At 61.3% G+C, this 17,633-nt stretch carries 14 protein-coding genes and 1 pseudogene; 12 read left to right on the plus strand and 3 right to left on the minus strand.

The genetic code is table 11. The features are described from left to right. The first annotated feature begins 124 nt into the window (after window positions 1–124). The 7 genes from ACI2KA_RS16080 to ACI2KA_RS16110 all read left to right on the plus strand — a co-directional run bounded on the left by ACI2KA_RS16080 (window position 125) and on the right by ACI2KA_RS16110 (window position 7,280). Window positions 125–1,027: a LysR substrate-binding domain-containing protein gene (locus ACI2KA_RS16080; RefSeq protein WP_404503474.1), complete on the plus strand. Its 903-nt coding sequence runs from the start codon at window positions 125–127 to the stop codon at window positions 1,025–1,027. Window positions 1,028–1,209: 182 nt separating this feature from the next. Continuing rightward, window positions 1,210–2,745, plus strand: a complete 1,536-nt coding sequence (locus ACI2KA_RS16085) for an ABC transporter substrate-binding protein (RefSeq protein ID WP_404503475.1) — start codon at window positions 1,210–1,212, stop codon at window positions 2,743–2,745. A gap of 229 nt (window positions 2,746–2,974) precedes the next feature. After that, a complete protein-coding gene (locus ACI2KA_RS16090; protein WP_404503476.1) occupies window positions 2,975–3,925 on the plus strand; it encodes an ABC transporter permease in 951 nt (316 codons plus the stop codon). Then, window positions 3,922–4,743: an ABC transporter permease gene (locus tag ACI2KA_RS16095; protein ID WP_404503477.1), complete on the plus strand. Its 822-nt coding sequence runs from the start codon at window positions 3,922–3,924 to the stop codon at window positions 4,741–4,743. The genes ACI2KA_RS16090 and ACI2KA_RS16095 overlap by 4 nt, the downstream gene beginning before the upstream one ends. Window positions 4,744–4,796: 53 nt before the next feature. Continuing rightward, window positions 4,797–6,194 carry an amidase gene (locus ACI2KA_RS16100; protein WP_404503478.1) on the plus strand — a complete coding sequence of 466 codons (1,398 nt, stop codon included), beginning with the start codon at window positions 4,797–4,799 and terminating at the stop codon, window positions 6,192–6,194. Window positions 6,195–6,291: 97 nt separating this feature from the next. Next, window positions 6,292–6,858, plus strand: a complete 567-nt coding sequence (locus tag ACI2KA_RS16105) for a DJ-1/PfpI family protein (protein ID WP_404503479.1) — start codon at window positions 6,292–6,294, stop codon at window positions 6,856–6,858. A gap of 71 nt (window positions 6,859–6,929) precedes the next feature. Next, complete coding sequence (locus ACI2KA_RS16110) at window positions 6,930–7,280, plus strand: ribbon-helix-helix domain-containing protein (protein WP_404503480.1); 351 nt, start codon at window positions 6,930–6,932, stop codon at window positions 7,278–7,280. A gap of 183 nt (window positions 7,281–7,463) precedes the next feature. On the opposite strand, the gene ACI2KA_RS16115 is transcribed toward ACI2KA_RS16110, so the two are convergent. From ACI2KA_RS16115 to ACI2KA_RS16125, 3 genes are all read right to left on the minus strand, one after another. After that, complete coding sequence (locus ACI2KA_RS16115) at window positions 7,464–8,384, minus strand: ABC transporter permease (RefSeq protein WP_404503481.1); 921 nt, start codon at window positions 8,382–8,384, stop codon at window positions 7,464–7,466. After that, complete coding sequence (locus tag ACI2KA_RS16120) at window positions 8,377–9,387, minus strand: ABC transporter permease (RefSeq protein ID WP_404503482.1); 1,011 nt, start codon at window positions 9,385–9,387, stop codon at window positions 8,377–8,379. The genes ACI2KA_RS16115 and ACI2KA_RS16120 overlap by 8 nt, the downstream gene beginning before the upstream one ends. Window positions 9,388–9,530: 143 nt before the next feature. Further along, complete coding sequence (locus ACI2KA_RS16125) at window positions 9,531–11,240, minus strand: peptide ABC transporter substrate-binding protein (protein ID WP_404503483.1); 1,710 nt, start codon at window positions 11,238–11,240, stop codon at window positions 9,531–9,533. A gap of 305 nt (window positions 11,241–11,545) precedes the next feature. Between ACI2KA_RS16125 and ACI2KA_RS16130 the strand changes: the two genes are divergently transcribed. The 5 genes and pseudogenes from ACI2KA_RS16130 to ACI2KA_RS16150 form a co-directional block, all read left to right on the plus strand. Further along, window positions 11,546–12,709, plus strand: a complete 1,164-nt coding sequence (locus tag ACI2KA_RS16130) for a M20 aminoacylase family protein (protein ID WP_404503484.1) — start codon at window positions 11,546–11,548, stop codon at window positions 12,707–12,709. A 48-nt stretch (window positions 12,710–12,757) separates the two neighbouring features. Beyond that, window positions 12,758–14,608, plus strand: a complete 1,851-nt coding sequence (locus tag ACI2KA_RS16135) for an ABC transporter ATP-binding protein (protein ID WP_404503485.1) — start codon at window positions 12,758–12,760, stop codon at window positions 14,606–14,608. Window positions 14,609–14,899: 291 nt separating this feature from the next. After that, window positions 14,900–15,853: a sugar-binding transcriptional regulator gene (locus tag ACI2KA_RS16140; protein WP_404503486.1), complete on the plus strand. Its 954-nt coding sequence runs from the start codon at window positions 14,900–14,902 to the stop codon at window positions 15,851–15,853. A 144-nt stretch (window positions 15,854–15,997) separates the two neighbouring features. Next, a complete protein-coding gene (locus ACI2KA_RS16145; protein WP_404503487.1) occupies window positions 15,998–17,311 on the plus strand; it encodes an ABC transporter substrate-binding protein in 1,314 nt (437 codons plus the stop codon). A gap of 166 nt (window positions 17,312–17,477) precedes the next feature. Next, window positions 17,478–17,633, plus strand: a pseudogene (locus ACI2KA_RS16150) (sugar ABC transporter permease); the annotation flags it as partial.

Below are 17,633 nucleotides of genomic sequence, written 5' to 3' on the forward strand. Positions count from 1 at the left end.
GGAATCCAGCGACCGCGCGTCTGCGCGGTCAGAGACTCTATTGCGATCAAGGACTTGATCGCGCTGGATGCCGGGTCAAGCCCGGCATGACGGACGGTGTCGGCCAAAACAAGGTATCCAGACCATGCAATTGCGCGCCCTGATGTATTTCGACGAACTCGTCCGCACCAATTCCATGCGCGCGGCGGCGGAAAACCTGAATGTCGCGCCGACGGCGGTGAGCCGGCAGATCGAGAACCTCGAATATTATTTCGGCTCGCCGCTGGTGGAGCGGTCCAGCCGCGGCGTGAAGCTGACGGCGGCTGGCGAGCTGCTTGCCGCCCGCGCCGGCAAGACATTGCGCGAGCTCGACCATGTGCATCAGCTGATCGACGATCTGAAAGGCCTGCAACGCGGCCGGGTCACGGTCTATGCCAATGGCGCGACGGTGGCGAACCTTCTCGCACCGGTGCTGGCGCAGTTCAGCCTCAAATATCCGAAGCTGCGCTTCGAGGTGCATATTACCAGCGCCCGGCAGGCGATGGAGGCGCTGGGCGCGGCGGAAGCCGATCTGGTCGTCAGCCTGTTCGCGCCCAAGCTCTCGGGCGTGAAGGTGCGCTCGCGCACCCGCATCAGCTATGATGTCATCTTCCCGGCCGGTCACGCGCTTGCCGCCCAGCCGGAGGTGTCGCTGAAGGAACTGGCCGGGCTGCCGCTTGCGCTGCCGGACAAGAGTTTTGGCGCACGGCAGGCTTTCGACACGCTGTTTGCCGATGCGGGCATCGATCTCGATCCCGTCTTCATCACCAGTTCGCTGGAGATGCTGAAGGAGCTGGTGCTCGGCCATGCCGCCGCCACCCTCTTGCCCGCGCTTTCGGTGGCGCGTGAAATCCGCAGCGGCCAGATGGTCGCGGTTCCGCTTTCCGGCAAGAAGGGCATCCATACCCAGATCGATCTCTGTGTTGCGCCCGACCGGCAATTGTCCTTCGCCGCCTCCAAGCTTGCCGATTTCATCGAGCGTTTCATGCGCGAGGCGACGGCGGGGTAAGCGGGGCAGTCGTTGTCTCTGTCGGAGAGGTTGATTTTAGTTCGCGTTTCCGTGTAGCCATTTCAGCTACACGGAGCACACAAAAATCGAGATTGTGTGTGCGCCTGCAACATGACACTCTTTTTGCAACGGGCGGTCTTTGGAAGGGCAAAAATGCCCCGGCCGCCAGACAGGGGACAATGATGCCACGCACTTATCTTTCGCAGGCGACAAGGTTTTCGCGTCGCACGGCGCTGACCCTCGCATTGGGTACGGCGCTCTGGTTGCCATTTTCGGCCACGGGTGCCGAGGCTGCAGCGAAAACCGGGTTGACGTTGGGCATGGCCGTCGAGCCGACCGGCCTCGATCCGACCATCGCCGCGCCGGTCGCCATCGGCCAGGTCACCTGGCAGAATGTATTTGAAGGTCTGGTGACGATCGACCGCGACGGCAAGGTGAAGCCGCAGCTTGCCGAAAGCTGGGAGATTTCTCCTGACGGCAAGACCTATACGTTCAAGCTGCGCAAGGGCGTTACCTTCCACGATGGCGAAGCGTTCGATTCCGCCGTCGCGAAGTTCGCGCTGGACCGGGCGCGCGGAGAGGCTTCCGTCAATCCGCAGAAACGTTTCTTCGCCGCCATCGACAGTATCGAGACGCCGGATGCTGCAACGCTGGTGCTGAAGCTGAAGCAGCCGGCCGGCAGCCTTCTCTACTGGCTCGGCTGGCCGGCCTCCGTCATGGTCGCGCCGAAAAGCGCCGAGGGTAACCGCACGACACCCATCGGCACCGGGCCGTTCAAATTCGTCAGCTGGGCCAAGGGCGACAAGGTCGAGCTGGAAAAGAACGACGCCTATTGGGACAAGGCCGTGGCGGTGAAGCTCGACAAGGCGACGTTCCGCTTCGTGTCCGATCCGCAGGCGCAGGCGGCGGCCCTGAAATCCGGCGATATCGATGCCTTCCCGGAATTTGGCGCGCCGGAACTGATGACCTCCTTTGACGGCGACAAGCGCCTCGGCACCTTTATCGGCAATACCGAACTGAAGGTCGTGGCCGGCATGAACAACGCCCGCAAGCCCTTTGACGACAAGCGCGTGCGCCAGGCGCTGATGATGGCGGTGGATCGCGGCACTGTCATCGAAGGCGCATGGTCCGGTTTCGGCACCGCCATCGGCAGCCATTACACCCCGAATGACCGCGGTTACATCGATACGACAGGCGTGCACCCTTACGATGTCGACAAGGCCAGGGCGCTGCTGGCCGAAGCGGGCTATCCTGACGGTTTCAGCTTCACCATCAAGGCGCCGCAAATGGCCTATGCCCAGCGCACCTCGCAAATCCTGCAGGCGATGCTGGCGGAAATTGGCGTGACCATGACCATCGAGACCACCGAGTTTCCGGCCAAATGGGTGGCGGATGTCTTGAAGGGTGCGGATTACGACATGACCATCGTCGCCCATGCCGAGCCGATGGATATCGATATCTATGCCCGCGATCCCTATTATTTCAACTACAGGAACCCGGCCTTCAACGAGGTCATCGCCAATGTCGAAAAGACGGCGGATGTGGCTGAGCAGGAAAAGCTTTACGGCGACGCCCAGAAAATCCTTGCCGAAGATGTGCCGGCGCTGTTCCTGTTCGTAATGCCGAAGCTTGGTGTCTGGGACAGGAAGGTGAAGGGGCTGTGGGAAAACGAGCCTATTCCTTCGAATGTGCTGACGGACGTGCATTGGGAAGAGTAGGGTTTGACGTGGATGGTGGGGCGCAGTTGCCCCCGCCACCTCATTCCTGTGCTCGTCACAGGAATCCAGCCAGCCCAAGTCCTTGGGCTGGAAAAGACTCTCTCGCCGCGCAGACGCGCGTCGGCTGGATCCCTGTGACAGGCACAGGGATGAGGGAGGAATGCGCGGGTATGGCGATAGACCCATTTGCCATATCCGGCCGCAAAACCACGCAAGGAGCAGATGCCAGATGTTAGCCGTCCTCATCCGGCGTCTCGTCAGCCTCGTCATCACGCTGCTGGCCGTTTCCCTCATCATTTATGTCGTCATGGGCCTGCTGCCGGGTGATCCGGCCGCCATCATGCTCGGAACCTCGGCAAGCCCCGATACGCTTGCCGCGTTGCAGAAGCAGATGGGCCTCGACCAGCCCCTGCCGCTGCGTTACCTCCACTGGCTCGCCGGCGTTTTCCGCGGCGATCTCGGGCAGTCCTATACCTATGGCGTGCCGGTGGCGGGGCTGATTGTCGAGCGGCTGGCCGTTACCCTGCCGCTCGCGCTGCTGGCCGTCTGCCTGTCTGTCGCCATTGCCATCCCGCTCGGCGTGGCGGCGGCAAGGAGCCGCAACGGGACGGTGGATTTCGCCGCCGGACTGTTTTCCCATGTGGGCATTGCCGTGCCCGGCTTCTGGGTCGGGCTGCTGCTCATCATCGTGTTTTCCACCACGCTCGGCTGGATGCCGGCCGGCGGCTTTCCCGGCTGGACGCCAAGCTTTTCGGCCGCTCTCACGGCGCTGGTGCTTCCGGCGGTCGCGCTGGCGCTGTCGCAGGCCGGCGTTCTCACCCGCGTCTGCCGTTCCGCCGTGCTGGAGGTGATGAACGAGGATTTCGTGCGCACCGCCCGCGCCAAGGGTTTGAGCGAACGGGTGGCGCTGTGGCGGCATGCGGTGCCGAACGCGATGATACCCGTCGTCACCATGATCGGCCTGCAATTCACCTTCCTCATTGCAGGTGCTGTGCTGGTGGAAAATGTCTTCAACCTGCCGGGCCTTGGGCGGCTTGCCTATCAGGCGCTGACGCAGCGGGACATCGTCGTCATGCAATCCGTCGTGCTGTTTTTCTCGGCGCTGGTCATCATCATGAACTTCGTGGTCGATATCGCTTATCTCTTCATCGATCCGAGATTGCGGGCGGGTGCGCGATGATGCGATTTATCCGCCGCCGTCCGGCCTTCGTCATCGGCATCGCCGTCACCACCTTCCTCATCGCCGTTGCCCTTTTGTCGCTGGTCTGGACGCCGGTTTCACCGACCAAGATGCAGATCGTCCAGAAGCTGAAATCGCCCTTGGTTTATGGCGGCCTCGGCACGGATCATTTCGGCCGCGATGTGCTCTCCATGCTGATGGCCGGCGCGTGGAATTCACTCTCCACCGCCATTGCCGCCGTCGCCATCGGCGCATCCGTCGGCACGGCCATCGGTGTTGCGGTGGCGGCCCTGCGTGGCTTGACCGAAACCGTGGTCATGCGCATCTGCGACATCATCTTTGCCGTGCCGCCCATCCTCTCGGCGATGATGCTCGGCGCTTTCATCGGCACGGGGCGCTTTACCGCCATCATCGCCATCGCCACCTTCATGGTGCCGGTCTTTGCCCGGCTGACGCTCGGCGCCGCACTGCAGATATGGGCGCGGGACTATGTTACCGCCGCCATCAGCATCGGCCAGAACCGCGCCAGGATCACGCTTTTCCACGTCGTGCCGAATATTTCCAACCAGATCATCGTGCAGGTAACGATCCAGCTCGGTCTGGCGATATTGACGGAAGCCGGCCTTTCCTTCCTCGGTCTCGGCATGCCGCCGCCCGCCGCCACCTGGGGGCGGATGCTGGCCGATGCCCAGACCTATCTCGGTGTGGCGCCCTGGCTTGCCATCATGCCCGGCCTCGCCATTGCGCTTGCCGTCTTCGGCCTCAACCTTCTCGGCGATGGCCTGCGCGATCTGCTCGACCCGCGCGATACCAGCTGATCGCCTAAAGCCGATATCGCCCCCATTTCCTGTTTTTCTGACGAGACGATGCCATGACCGATCTCATAGACCTCAACACGCTCGAAATCCTGGCGCTTTACCGGGAAAAGACGCTGTCGCCCTCGGAATATTGGCAGGCGGTGGAGGCGCGTATCGAGGCTTTCGAGCCAACTGTGAATGCTCTTTATGCCTATGACCCCGAAGATGCCCGCAGGCAGGCGGCGGCGTCGACGGAGCGTTGGCGGAAGGGCGAGACGCTCGGCGCGCTTGATGGGCTTCCGGTCTCGCTGAAGGAACTCATCGCCACGAAGGGCCATCCCGTACCGCTCGGCACAAAGGCGGTGGAACTGGTGCCTGCGGCAGAAGACGCGCCGGTGGCCGCCCGCTGCCGGGAAGACGGCGCGATCCTTTATGCCAAGACCACCTGCCCGGATTACGGCATGCTCTCCTCCGGCCTTTCCAGCTTCCACAAGCTCAGCCGCAACCCGTGGGACCCCACCCAGAACCCCGGCGGCTCCAGCGCCGGCGCGGCTTCGGCCGGCGCTGCGGGGTATGGCACGCTGCATGTCGGCACGGATATTGGCGGCTCGGTGCGGCTGCCGGCCGGGTGGACCGGGCTGTTCGGTTTCAAGCCGAGTCAGGGCCGCATCCCGGTCGATCCCTATTATACCGGCCGCTGCGCCGGGCCGATGACCCGCACCGTGGTTGATGCCGCCTATGCCATGGCGACGCTTTCGCGGCCCGACTGGCGGGACGGCACCTCGCTGCCGCCAAACAGTATCGACTGGATGGATCTCGATATAGATGTGAAAGGCCTGAAGATCGGCCTGATGCTGGATGCCGGCTGCGGCCTGGCGCTGGACGAAGAGGTACGGAACGCCGTGCTTTCCGCCGCGAAGCTGTTCGAGGCGGCCGGCGCCATCATCATTCCCGTCCAGCCGGTGCTGACGCGCGAGATGCTGGATGGGCTGGATGATTTCTGGCGGGCGAAATTCTGGGGCGACATGGCGGCGCTGAGCGATGAACGCCGCGCGGCGATCCTCCCCTATATCCTCGAATGGGCCGGGAAGGGGGCGGAGGTCACCGGTTCGCGCGCGGTCTTCGGTTTCAACCAGACCATGGAAATGCGCAAGACCTGCGGGCGGCTGATGCAGGAGGTGGATGCGGTTATCTCGCCCACCAATCCCATCGTGTCTTACCCGGCTGACTGGGCCTCGCCCACCAATGACCCCTCACGGCCCTTCGAACATATCGCTTTCACGGTGCCGTGGAACATGTCGGAACAGCCGGCCTCCTCGATCAATTGCGGCTTTTCGACATCCGGCATGCCCATCGGTCTGCAGATCGTCGGTCCTCGTTACGAGGATTTGTTCGTGCTCAAACTGTCCAGGGCGTTCGAGGAGTGGGGCGGTGGTGTGCGGCGCTGGCCGAAGCCGCCGCAGGCCGGCTGATCCCACCTTTATCGGCCATGTAGTATTGCCATAATACCCGCATCTCGATCCTGCCTGTTAGGGTGCCCAAAGGCATTCGAAAACGGGAGGAGCAGACATGCCGAAGAAGATTTTGATGATCACCGGCGATTTCGCCGAGGATTATGAGACAATGGTGCCGTTCCAGACGCTGCTCGCTGTCGGCCACATGGTCCATGCCGTCTGCCCCGGCAAGAAAGCGGGCCAGACCATTGCCACTGCTATTCATGATTTCGAGGGCGACCAGACCTATTCGGAGAAACGCGGCCATAATTTTGCGCTCAACGCCACCTTCGCCGATATCAAGGTGGCGGATTACGATGCTCTGGTCATTCCGGGCGGCCGTGCGCCGGAATATCTGCGGCTCAATCCGGAAGTGCTGGCGGCGGTGAAACATTTCTTCGAGGCCGACAAGCCGGTGGCCGCCGTCTGCCACGGCGCGCAATTGCTGGCGGCTGCGGGCGTGCTCAAGGGCCGCACCTGCTCGGCCTATCCCGCCTGCCGCCCCGAAGTCGAGCTTGCGGGCGGCATCTATGCCGATATCGCCATCGATGCGGCCGTCACCGACGGCAAGCTGGTCACGGCCCCCGCATGGCCGGCGCATCCGGCCTGGCTTTCGCAATTTATGGCCGTGCTCGGCAAATAAGGCTGGCGAAACGGGGCTTTTTCCGGCCCCGTTTTCCGCCTATCCTTGTGAGCGTGGTGAGGGAGGAAACCATGTGCAAGCTCTTCATCAAGGCAGACCCGACGCTTTGGGAAAGCCATACACGGTCGCTCAGGATCGACGGCATGGTCACCAGCGTGCGGCTTGAGAACTTCTTCTGGGCGACGCTGGACGAGATCGCGCGCCGCGACGGCATGAACAGTGTGCAGCTTATCGCCAAGCTTTATAATGAATCGATCGATGCCGGGCACGATCTCGGCAATTTCACCTCGTTCCTGCGGGTCTGCTGCGGGCGTTATCTCGCGCTGCAGCTTTCCGGCGATATTCCCGTGCGGACGGATATTCCGATTGCGGCGCTGGATGCGGACAGCATTCTCGATGCGGAGAAGGTGAATTACCACTAGGACGCGTTCGTTTTTTATGTGCCGGGGCATCCCCTCCACCTCATTCCTGTTCCCCGGAACAAGCCCGAGGATGTCACAGGAATCCAGCCGACGCGCGTCTGCGCGACGGGGAGAGTCCTTTCAGCCCAAGGACTTGGGCTGGCTGGATCCCTGTGACGAGCACAGGGATGAGGGAGAGAGCGTTTAGCTCTTCAGCGCCCTTGGATCGAGTGCATCACGTACGGCATCGCCGATGTAATTCACGCTCAGAACCGTCAGCGAAATCGCCAGACCCGGCCACAGCACGCGCGACGGCGTCAGTTGCAGGAAGTTCGCGCCATCAAACAGCAGCCGTCCCCAGGTCGGAAAGTCGGAGGGAAAGCCGAGGCCGAGGAAGGAGAGCGCCGATTCCGTGATGATGGCGGACGCGATGCCAAGCGTGGCCGACACCATGATCGAACTCAGTACATTCGGCAGAATGTGCCTCAGAATGATGCGGTATTCGCGCATGCCGCTCGATTTCGCCGCCATGATGAATTCCTGGCTTTTGATCGTCAGCACATCGCCGCGCACGATACGCGCGGTGTGCATCCAGCTGGTGATGCCGATCACGAAAACGATCAGGATGAAGATGCCGCTCTCCGGCCCGAAGGCGGCGCGCAGCGTATCGCGAAACAGCATCAGGATGACGAGCAGCAGCGGCAGAAGCGGCAGGGCCAGGAACAGGTCCGTCAACCGCATCAGCGGTCCGTCCAGCCTGCGGAAATAGCCGGACAGCACCCCCACCAGCGTGCCGAGAAACAGCGCCAGCAGCATGGCGGTGATGCCGACGGCAAGCGAGATGCGCCCGCCGGCCAGAACCTGCGCCAGCATGTCCTTGCCGAGATTGTCGGTGCCGAAGGGATGCGCCAGCGACGGCCACTGGTTGCGCGCCTTTACATTGATGGCGTTCGGGGCAACGGTGTGGATATAGGGGCCGACATAGACCGCGAGCAGGATGAAGACGAAGACGAAGAGCCCCGCCACGCCGCCCTTGTGGACGCGGAACTGTTTCCAGATATCGGCAAGAGCCGATTGTGTGGGGGTGGCCGCAACCGTCGGCGCTGCGATGGTGGCGTCAGTCATAACGGATCCTCGGGTCGAGAATGCCGTACAGCACGTCGGCAATCAGGTTGAAGAGCACGATCAGCACCGCGAAAATGAAGGTCAGCGTCTGCACCAGCGGAATATCCGCGCCCTGAACGGCGGTGATCAGCAATTGGCCGAGCCCGTTCACGCGGAATATCTGCTCGGTGATGATGGCGCCGGAAAAGATCGTCGGCACACCGAGCGCAATCACGGTAACGACCGGGATCAGGCTGTTGCGCAGCACATGGATGAGCAGGACGGATTTTTCCTTCACGCCCTTGGCGCGTGCGGTGCGCACATAATCCTGATGCAGATTGTCGAGCATGGAGGCGCGCACGAAGCGGCTGATCTGCGAGACGTTGTAGAGCGTCAGCACCAGCACCGGCAGGAACATCTGCTTCACCTGCGCCACGAAACTTGCCCAGTCCGTGACCCTCAGATTGGTGTCGTAAACGGATGGGAACCATTGCAGATGGGAGCTGAAGATGACCACCAGCAGCACGCCGGTGAAGAAGGTCGGCACCGAATAACCGACCATGGAAACGAAGGTGCCGATCTGGTCGAAGATCGAATATTGCTTATAGGCGGAAATGACGCCGATCGGGATCGCCAGCAGCGCACCGAAGAGATAGGCAAGGCCCACCACCCACAGCGTCTGCGGCATGCGCTGGATGACGAGATCGACCACCGGGCTGCGTGTCGCCCACGAAAGCACCCGCATGCGGCTGCCATCGCCGATCTGCCAGCCGGTCAGCTTTTCGAAGAGGTTCAGCGGTTCGTTGATGAAGAATTGCTGCAGCCACATCAGGTAGCGGGTGACGAAGGGCTGGTCGAGACCGAGCGAGGCGCGGATTTTTTCGCGCACTTCCGGCGGAATGGTCAGCGGCAGGTCGCCGGTCGGGTCGTTGGGCGCGAGATCAAGCAGCGCAAAGATGACGAAGCTGATGACGAGCAACGTCGGAACGGCAAAGGCAAGCCGCCGGAGCGTAAAGGTAAACATCTGAAACTCTCCAGACCCAGAGCGCGGCAGGACGAAAATTGGGAGCGTTTTCGCCGTAACGCGGCAAATGTGTCTTCAGATCATGGTCCAGGGGCATGCAGAAGGCCGGCCCCTCCGGGTGGAGAAGCCGGCGCATCCGCGTGTTATTTCTTGCGGGACCAGTCCGCGACGTTCCAGAGTTCCGAATCCCAGGCATTCATACGGACACCTTCCAGCGTCAGCGAATGCGAGGAAACGCTGCCGCGGTGGATCAGCGGAATATGCGCGCCTTCCTCCGTCAGCATGTCATTGAGCTGCTTGGAAAGCTCCGCGCGCTTGCCAAGGTCGGCCGTCTTGGAGAGTTCACCCACCAGCTTGTCGAATTCCGGGTTGCAATAACGCGGAATGTTCTGGCCCTGCCAGCCATTCTCGGGGGCCGGAATCTTGTCGCACAGCCATTCCGCCAGATATTTTTCCGGGTCGGTGCCGTCGAAATTGTTGGTGTACATTTCGACGTCGGCATAGAACTTCTGGAAGGTGTCCGGGCTGGCCGGATCGCCGCCGAAGAAGACCGAGGCGCTGACATTGCGCAGTTCGGAGGCGACGCCGATCTGCGACCACATGTCCTTCACCAGCTCCTGCGTGGCTTGGCGAACCGAGTTGGTGGAGGTCTGATAGAGGAAGGAAAGCTTCACGCCGTTCTTGGCGCGAATGCCGTCGGCGCCCTTCACCCAGCCGGCATCGTCCAGCAGCTTGTTTGCGCCTTCCACATCCTGCTTCAGGCACCAGCTGTCATTCTTGGTGGAAGCGACGGCTTCCGGAGCCGGCACGATGTTGCAGGTCGGCTTGCCGGCCTCGCCGTAACCGGCTTCGTCGATCACATCGCGGTCGATGGCGAGCGAAAGCGCACGGCGCACGGCGGGGTCGGAAAGGGCAGGGTGTGGGCCGCCCTGCTTGGTGGAGCGCTTTTCGCCCAGCGAAGGATCGGGGTTGTACCAGTTCAGATTGATACGCTCGACCTGGGTGCCGAAAGCGGTTTCCAGCTTGCCCTTGCCGGCGGCCACCATGGTCGCGAGAATTTCCGGCTCCACCTGCATGTTCCAGGCATAGTCGAATTCGCCGGTTTCCAGCACGGCGCGCGCGGCGGAAGCGGCGTCACCGCCGCCCTTCAGGGTCGCGGTCGCAAAGGCGGGCTTGGCGGGATCGCGGTAATTGGTGTTGGCGACGAAGCTGATGACGTCGTTCGGCTTGAAATCCTTGACCACGAAGGGGCCGGTGCCGATGGGGCCGAAATTGGCGGATGTGCAGCCGGGGGCTGCGGCGCCGACGCAGTTTTCGAACTGTTTCTTCTGGATAACGGGCGATTGCGCGCCGACGAATGCGGAATAGGGGTAGGGTTTCGGTTCGGTGAAGCTGATCTTGACGGTGTGGGCGTCGACGGCCTCGACATTCTTCACGCCCTCATATTGCGCCGCCTGCGCGCAGCCGCCATCCGGTGCGATGCAATATTTCCAGGTGAAGATCACATCCTCGGCGGTGAACGGCGTGCCGTCCGACCACTTGACGTCGCTCTTCAGCTTCCAGGTCATGCTGAGCAGATCCTTCGCGACGCCGCCATTGTCGACCGTTGGAATTTCGGTCACCAGCATCGGCACCAGCTCGCCCTTTTCGTCATAACGCGCCAGCGGTTCGATCACCATCGACGAACTGTAGACTTCCTTCGTGCCGGCGGAAAGATAAGGGTTTAGTGTCGATACGGCCTGCCAGAACAGGATTTTCAGTTCGCCGTCACTGCCGCGCTCGGCATGGGCGGCAGAGCCTGCGAGAGCCATGGCCGCCACCGTGCTGGCAAAGAGAACGCTGCGCTTCTTCATCGTGGTTTTCCCCTTTTAAGATTTTATCTGTTTGAATGTTTGACGCTTTTCCTGTCGTCATGGGCAAAGTCTTTTATTCTAAGTATTTGACTTTGCTACGGAATATTCCTCCATTCCCGATGATGCTATTGTCAGTTTTTTTGAAAAGCAAGCCCCAAAGTCTCATTGATGAACAAAATTTGAGCCATTCGACTTTGGGCCTATTTTTCGCTCATGCAGCAAAATTCATGCTTGCAAAAGGAGAAATTCCAAACGCAATATGGCGTCCGACAACCCGGCGGGGAACAAAAAAAGGGAAAAAGAGAATGCCGATATTGAACCGTGTGGCCGAAATGCAGGAAGAAGTTGCCGGCTGGAGGCGCCATCTGCACGAGCACCCGGAACTGCTCTACGATGTCTACGAAACATCGAAATTCGTGGCCGAAAAGCTGAAATCATTCGGTTGCGACGTGGTCGAGACCGGCATCGGCAAGACCGGTGTGGTCGGCATCATCAAGGGTCGGCACGGCGATGGCCCGACCATCGGTTTCCGCTCCGACATGGACGCGCTGCCGATCCTCGAGACCAGCGGCAAGCCCTGGGCGTCGAAGACGCCGGGCAAGGCCCATTCCTGCGGTCATGACGGGCATACCGCCATGCTTCTGGGTGCGGCGCAATATCTGGCCGAAACCCGCAATTTCAAGGGTTCCGTGGCCGTGATCTTCCAGCCGGCGGAAGAGGGCGGTGCGGGCGCGCTCGCCATGCTGAACGATGGAATGATGGAGAAATTCGGCATTTCGCAGGTCTATGGCATGCATAACGAGCCGGGCATTCCCGTTGGGCAATTCGCCATCCGCAAGGGTTCCACCATGGCAGCGGCGGATAGTTTCGAGATCGTCATCACCGGCAAGGGCAGCCATGCGGCCGCCCCGCATCTCTCCATCGATCCGGTGTTGACCTCGGCGCATGTCATCATCGCCCTGCAATCCATTGTTTCGCGGGAGACGGACCCGCTGAAATCGCTGGTCGTCACCGTCGCCACCACCCATGGCGGTACGGCCGTCAATGTCATTCCCGGTGCCGTGACGCTGACGGGCACGGTGCGCACCCTGCTGCCGGAAACCCGCGATTTCGCCGAAAAGCGACTGAAGGAAGTGGCGACCGCCACCGCCATGGCGCATGGCGCCACCGTGGAGGTGAAATATCATCGCGGTTATCCCGTCACCTTCAACCACAGCGACGAAACCGAATTTGCGACCGGCGTGGCCATGGGCGTGGCGGGCGCGAATGCCGTCAACACCAATCCCAACCCGCATATGGGCGCCGAGGATTTCTCCTACATGCTGGAAGCGCGCCCCGGCGCCTTCATCTTCATCGGCAATGGCGATACTGCCGGGCTGCACAATGCGGCTTATGATTTCAACGACGACGCGCTGCCTTACGGCATCAGCTACTGGGTTTCGATGGCCGAAACCGCACTTGCTGCATAAGACATCCGGCGGCCTTCATGGCCGCCTTCTGCTTTTCAGGAGATCGGCATGCTTTTGGCGGCAACGTCCATGGAACAGACCGGCGGTTCGGTAAGCCCGGTTCTATCGGTTCAGAATCTCACCACATCCTTCCGCGTCGATGGCGGCTGGAAATCCGTGGTCCGCAATATGAGTTTCGAGATCGCACCGCGCGAAACGGTGGCGATCGTCGGCGAAAGCGGCTCGGGCAAGAGCGTCACCTCGCTCTCCATCATGCGGCTGCTCGATAAAAAGACGAGCCGGATCGAAGGCAAGGTCATACTTGGCGGCCGCGACCTGCTGGCGCTGCCGGAAGAGGAGATGCGCAAGGTTCGCGGCAAGGACATTTCGATGATCTTCCAGGAACCGATGACCAGCCTCAACCCGATCTTCCCGATCGGCAAGCAGATCGCCGAGGCGCTGACCGTGCATCAGGATATTTCCTCTTCCGCCGCGCGCGCCGAGGTCATCCGCCTGCTTGAGAAGGTCCGCATTCCCAATGCGAAGAACCGTTTCGACGATTATCCGCACCAGTTTTCCGGCGGCATGCGCCAGCGCGTGATGATCGCCATGGCGCTCGCCTCCAAACCGAAGCTGCTGATTGCCGACGAGCCGACGACGGCGCTTGACGTCACCATTCAGGGCCAGATTCTCGACCTCATCAAGCAATTGCAGGAAGAGGAGGGCATGTCGGTGCTCTTCATCACCCACGACATGGGTGTGGTGGCGGAAGTGTCCGACCGCACCATCGTCATGTTCCGCGGTGATGTGGTGGAAACCGGCACCACCGACGACATCTTCCACCGCGGCCGCCACCCCTATACGCGCGCCCTGCTTTCGGCGGTGCCGAAGCTCGGCTCGATGAGGTCGCGGGTGCTGCCGGCTCGGTTCCCGATCATCGACATCAAGACCGGCGAAAGCCAGCCTGTGGTGGAGGTGAAGGATACGGTATCGGGCGGCAAGACCCCCATTCTTTCGGTCAAGGACCTGACGACACGTTTCGACATCCGCTCCGGCCTTTTCGGGCGTAAATCCGGGGCCGTGCATGCGGTGGAAAAGGTCTCCTTCGATCTTGCCGAGGGTGAGACCCTGTCTCTCGTGGGCGAATCGGGTTGCGGCAAGTCCACCACCGGGCGGTCGATCACCCGGCTGATCGAGCCGACCTCCGGCAATGTCATGCTCGATGGCTACGAGGTGCTGAAACTCGACAAGACGACGCTGCGCACCATGCGCCGCAGCGTGCAGATGATCTTCCAGGACCCCTTCGCCTCGCTCGATCCGCGCATGAGCATCGGCACGGCGATCATGGAACCCTTTATCGAACATCGCCTCGGAGCCAAGCCGCAGGCCCGCGACAAGGCGGCGGACCTCCTGGAAAAGGTGGGCTTGAGCCCGGATATGATGCGGCGTTTCCCGCATGAATTTTCCGGCGGCCAGCGCCAGCGCATCGCCATTGCCCGTTCGCTGATGCTCGATCCCAAGGTGATTGTCGCCGACGAGGCGGTCTCGGCGCTCGATGTGTCGATCAAGGCGCAGGTCTGCAACCTGCTGCTCGACCTGCAGCAGAGCCTCAATCTGGCCTTCCTGTTCATCAGCCATGACATGGCGGTGGTGGAACGCGTCAGCCACCGGGTGGCGGTGATGTATCTCGGCGAGATCGTCGAGATCGGCCCGCGTGCGGCGGTTTTCGACAATCCGCAGCATCCCTATACCAAAAAGCTGATGTCGGCGGTTCCAGTGCCGGACCCGGCGCGGCGGCAGATCCGGCGCAACATGGCGACGGACGAGATCAAAAGCCCGATCCGGCCGGTGGATTATGTGCCGCCTGAGCGCCATTACCGCGAGGTTTCCGCAGGGCATCTGGTGCAGGAAGCGGCTTGATTGAGGGTACGGGCATAAACCCAGCACCGTCACCCCGGACTTGATCCGGGGTCCAGCGCGATCAAGTCCTTGATCGCGAAAGACTCTTCTCCCGGCGCAGACGCGCCTTGGCTGGATTCCGGCTCAAGCCGGAATGACGGAAAAATAGCGACACGGACGCATAAGCCGTCAGTCACCGTTCCTCATCCGCCAATTTTCGCGCCGCATAGTCTTTCCGCCCATCCGCCGTTTGACAGCCGGCGCAAAAAAATGCCAGCAAATGCGCAAGCATAATTCCTAGAGGGCAGCGGCATGGCCAGACGAAACGACGCACATGGACGGCTGGACGATGCAGCCCGCGCCGGCTGGCTTTATTATGTCGCCGGCCGCACGCAGGATGAGATCGCCGCCGCCATGGGCATTTCCCGGCAATCGGCGCAGCGGCTGGTGTCGCTTGCCGTCGCCGAGCGGCTGATCAAGGTCCGGCTCGATCACCCCATCGCCGCCTGTCTCGAAAAAGCCGAGCGGCTCAAGGAAAAATTTGCCCTCAAATATATCGAGGTGGTGCCGAGCGATCCGGCCGGGATCTCCTCCACCGTCGGCATTGCCGAGGCCGGCGCGGCGGAGATCGAGCGCTGGCTGAAAAACGCCGATCCCATCGTGCTTGCCATCGGCACCGGCCGTACCTTGAAGGCTGCTGTCGACCAGCTGCCGCCGATGGAATGCCCGCAGCACCGTATCGTCTCGCTCACCGGCAATATCGGGCCGGACGGCTCGGCCGCCTATTATAACGTCATCTTCAGCATGGCCGATGCCATCAAGGCGCGGCATTTTCCGATGCCGCTGCCGGTTCTGTGCTCTTCTGCGGAAGAGCGGGAGCTGCTGCATGATCAGTCCATGGTACGCTCCACGCTGGCGCTCGGCGCTGCCGCCAATGTCACCTTCGTCGGTGTCGGCGAACTCGGGGAGAACGCGCCGCTCTGCGTTGATGGTTTCCTCGGCGTCGATGAGATGAAGGCGCTGATGGCAAGCGGGGCGGTCGGCGAGATTTGCGGCTGGATGTATGATGCCGATGGACATATTCTCGACCATCCGGTCAATGAGCGTGTCGCCTCCGTTCCCATCCCCGCGCGGCAGACCTGTACGGTGATCGGCATGGCGCAGGGCGGGCGCAAGAACGCCTCGATTCTGGCGGCGCTGAGGGGTGGCCTTCTAAACGGCCTCATCACCGATGAAGTCACGAGCGAATATTTGCTCACGCACTGAGCAAAAATTAAATGCATAAAATCAAAGGCTTGGTTTTCCCATGTGCGTCGCAGCACAGGATGTCGCTTGACATTTTTGCCCATGAAGTGAGTAAATGCCCCAGAGCAAAGCGAATGCTCATCATTTTTCTTCTGGGAGGAAGATATGACATTGAAGACCATTTTGCTGGGCGCATGCTCGGCACTCGCCTTTTCGACCCTTGCTTCCGCCGAGACGCTGACGATTGCGACCGTGAACAACGGCGACATGATCCGCATGCAGGGTCTGACCTCGGACTTCACCGCCAAGAACCCCGACATCAAGGTCGAATGGGTGACGCTTGAAGAAAACGTCCTGCGTGAGCGCGTGACGACCGATATCGCCACCAATGGCGGCCAATATGACATCATGACCATCGGCAACTACGAAGTGCCGATCTGGGCCAAGCAGGGCTGGCTGCTGCCGCTCGAAAAGCTCGGCGACAAATATGACGTCGACGACCTGCTGCCGGCGATCCGCGGCGGCCTCTCCAGCGAAGGCAAGCTTTACGCCGCGCCCTTCTACGGCGAATCCGCGATGATCATGTATCGCAAGGACCTGTTTGAAAAAGCCGGCCTGAAGATGCCGGATAGCCCGACGTGGGAATTCATCGGCGACGCCGCCCGCAAGATTACCGACCGCAAGGCCGATATCAACGGCATCTGCCTGCGCGGCAAGGCCGGCTGGGGCGAAAACATGGCCTTCATCAGCGCGCTCACCAACTCCTTCGGCGGCCGCTGGTTCGATGAAAACTGGAAACCGCAATTCGATCAGCCGGAATGGAAAAGTGCGCTGCAGTTCTACGTCGATCTGATGAAGGATGCCGGCCCGTCGGGCGCCTCCTCCAACGGTTTCAACGAAAACCTGACGCTGTTCCAGCAGGGCAAATGCGGCATGTGGATCGACGCCACGGTGGCTGCCTCCTTCGTCTCCAACCCGAAGGATTCCACCGTTGCCGACAAGGTCGATTATGCCATTTTCCCGACCCATGGCGAGCTGAAGAACCATGGCAACTGGCTGTGGTCGTGGAACCTCGCGATCCCGAAGAGCTCGCAGAAGTCGGAAGCGGCTGAAAAGTTCATCGCCTGGGCAACCAGCAAGGAATATACCGAGCTTGTCGCCTCCAAGGAAGGCTGGGCAAACGTGCCTCCGGGCACCCGCACCTCGCTTTACAAGAATGCCGAATATGAAAAGGCAGCCGCCTTCGCCAAGCCGACGCTTGCCGCCATGGACGCCGCCGACATCACCAAGCCGACTGTAAAGCCCGTGCCTTATACCGGTGGTCAGTTCGTGGCGATCCCTGAATTCCAGGCGCTCGGCACCACGGTCGGTCAGCTGTTCTCGGCGGTCGTTGCCGGCCAGTCTAGCGTTGACGATGCGCTTGCCGGTGCCCAGTCGACCGCGACGCGTGAAATGACCCGCGCCGGTTACATCAAGTAATCCTCCCGAAGATCGCTGTCCGGCGCCAATGCCGGGCAGCGAACACTCCGGGTCGGAAGCCGCCAGGCGGCTCTAATGCCTTTCAAATCAAAATAAGAATGAGCCGGTTCTTCCGGATATGCCGGGCGCATGTCGTGACGCCTGTACCCAAGGGGAGGTGAGTGCAATGGCAACTCGAAACACGAGCGGTCTGGCGCGGGTGATGCTTGCGCCATCGGTGCTGTTATTGCTGGTTTGGATGATCGTGCCTCTGGCGATGACGCTGTGGTTCTCGTTCCAGAACTACAATCTGCTCAACCCCGCCAATGTCAGCTTTGCCGGT

It is taken from the genome of Agrobacterium sp. NPDC089420 (assembly GCF_044900305.1).
Classification (GTDB): Bacteria; Pseudomonadota; Alphaproteobacteria; order Rhizobiales; family Rhizobiaceae; genus Agrobacterium.

Excerpts from the sequence above, each read along its gene's own strand:
- ACI2KA_RS16080 (WP_404503474.1), top strand. The coding sequence starts at position 125 with ATGCAATTGCGCGCCCTGATGTATTTCGACGAACTCGTCCGCACCAAT.
- ACI2KA_RS16085 (WP_404503475.1), top strand. The coding sequence starts at position 1,210 with ATGCCACGCACTTATCTTTCGCAGGCGACAAGGTTTTCGCGTCGCACG.
- ACI2KA_RS16090 (WP_404503476.1), top strand. The coding sequence starts at position 2,975 with ATGTTAGCCGTCCTCATCCGGCGTCTCGTCAGCCTCGTCATCACGCTG.
- ACI2KA_RS16095 (WP_404503477.1), top strand. The coding sequence starts at position 3,922 with ATGATGCGATTTATCCGCCGCCGTCCGGCCTTCGTCATCGGCATCGCC.
- ACI2KA_RS16100 (WP_404503478.1), top strand. The coding sequence starts at position 4,797 with ATGACCGATCTCATAGACCTCAACACGCTCGAAATCCTGGCGCTTTAC.
- ACI2KA_RS16105 (WP_404503479.1), top strand. The coding sequence starts at position 6,292 with ATGCCGAAGAAGATTTTGATGATCACCGGCGATTTCGCCGAGGATTAT.
- ACI2KA_RS16110 (WP_404503480.1), top strand. The coding sequence starts at position 6,930 with ATGTGCAAGCTCTTCATCAAGGCAGACCCGACGCTTTGGGAAAGCCAT.
- ACI2KA_RS16115 (WP_404503481.1), bottom strand. The coding sequence starts at position 8,384 with ATGACTGACGCCACCATCGCAGCGCCGACGGTTGCGGCCACCCCCACA.
- ACI2KA_RS16120 (WP_404503482.1), bottom strand. The coding sequence starts at position 9,387 with ATGTTTACCTTTACGCTCCGGCGGCTTGCCTTTGCCGTTCCGACGTTG.
- ACI2KA_RS16125 (WP_404503483.1), bottom strand. The coding sequence starts at position 11,240 with ATGAAGAAGCGCAGCGTTCTCTTTGCCAGCACGGTGGCGGCCATGGCT.
- ACI2KA_RS16130 (WP_404503484.1), top strand. The coding sequence starts at position 11,546 with ATGCCGATATTGAACCGTGTGGCCGAAATGCAGGAAGAAGTTGCCGGC.
- ACI2KA_RS16135 (WP_404503485.1), top strand. The coding sequence starts at position 12,758 with ATGCTTTTGGCGGCAACGTCCATGGAACAGACCGGCGGTTCGGTAAGC.
- ACI2KA_RS16140 (WP_404503486.1), top strand. The coding sequence starts at position 14,900 with ATGGCCAGACGAAACGACGCACATGGACGGCTGGACGATGCAGCCCGC.
- ACI2KA_RS16145 (WP_404503487.1), top strand. The coding sequence starts at position 15,998 with ATGACATTGAAGACCATTTTGCTGGGCGCATGCTCGGCACTCGCCTTT.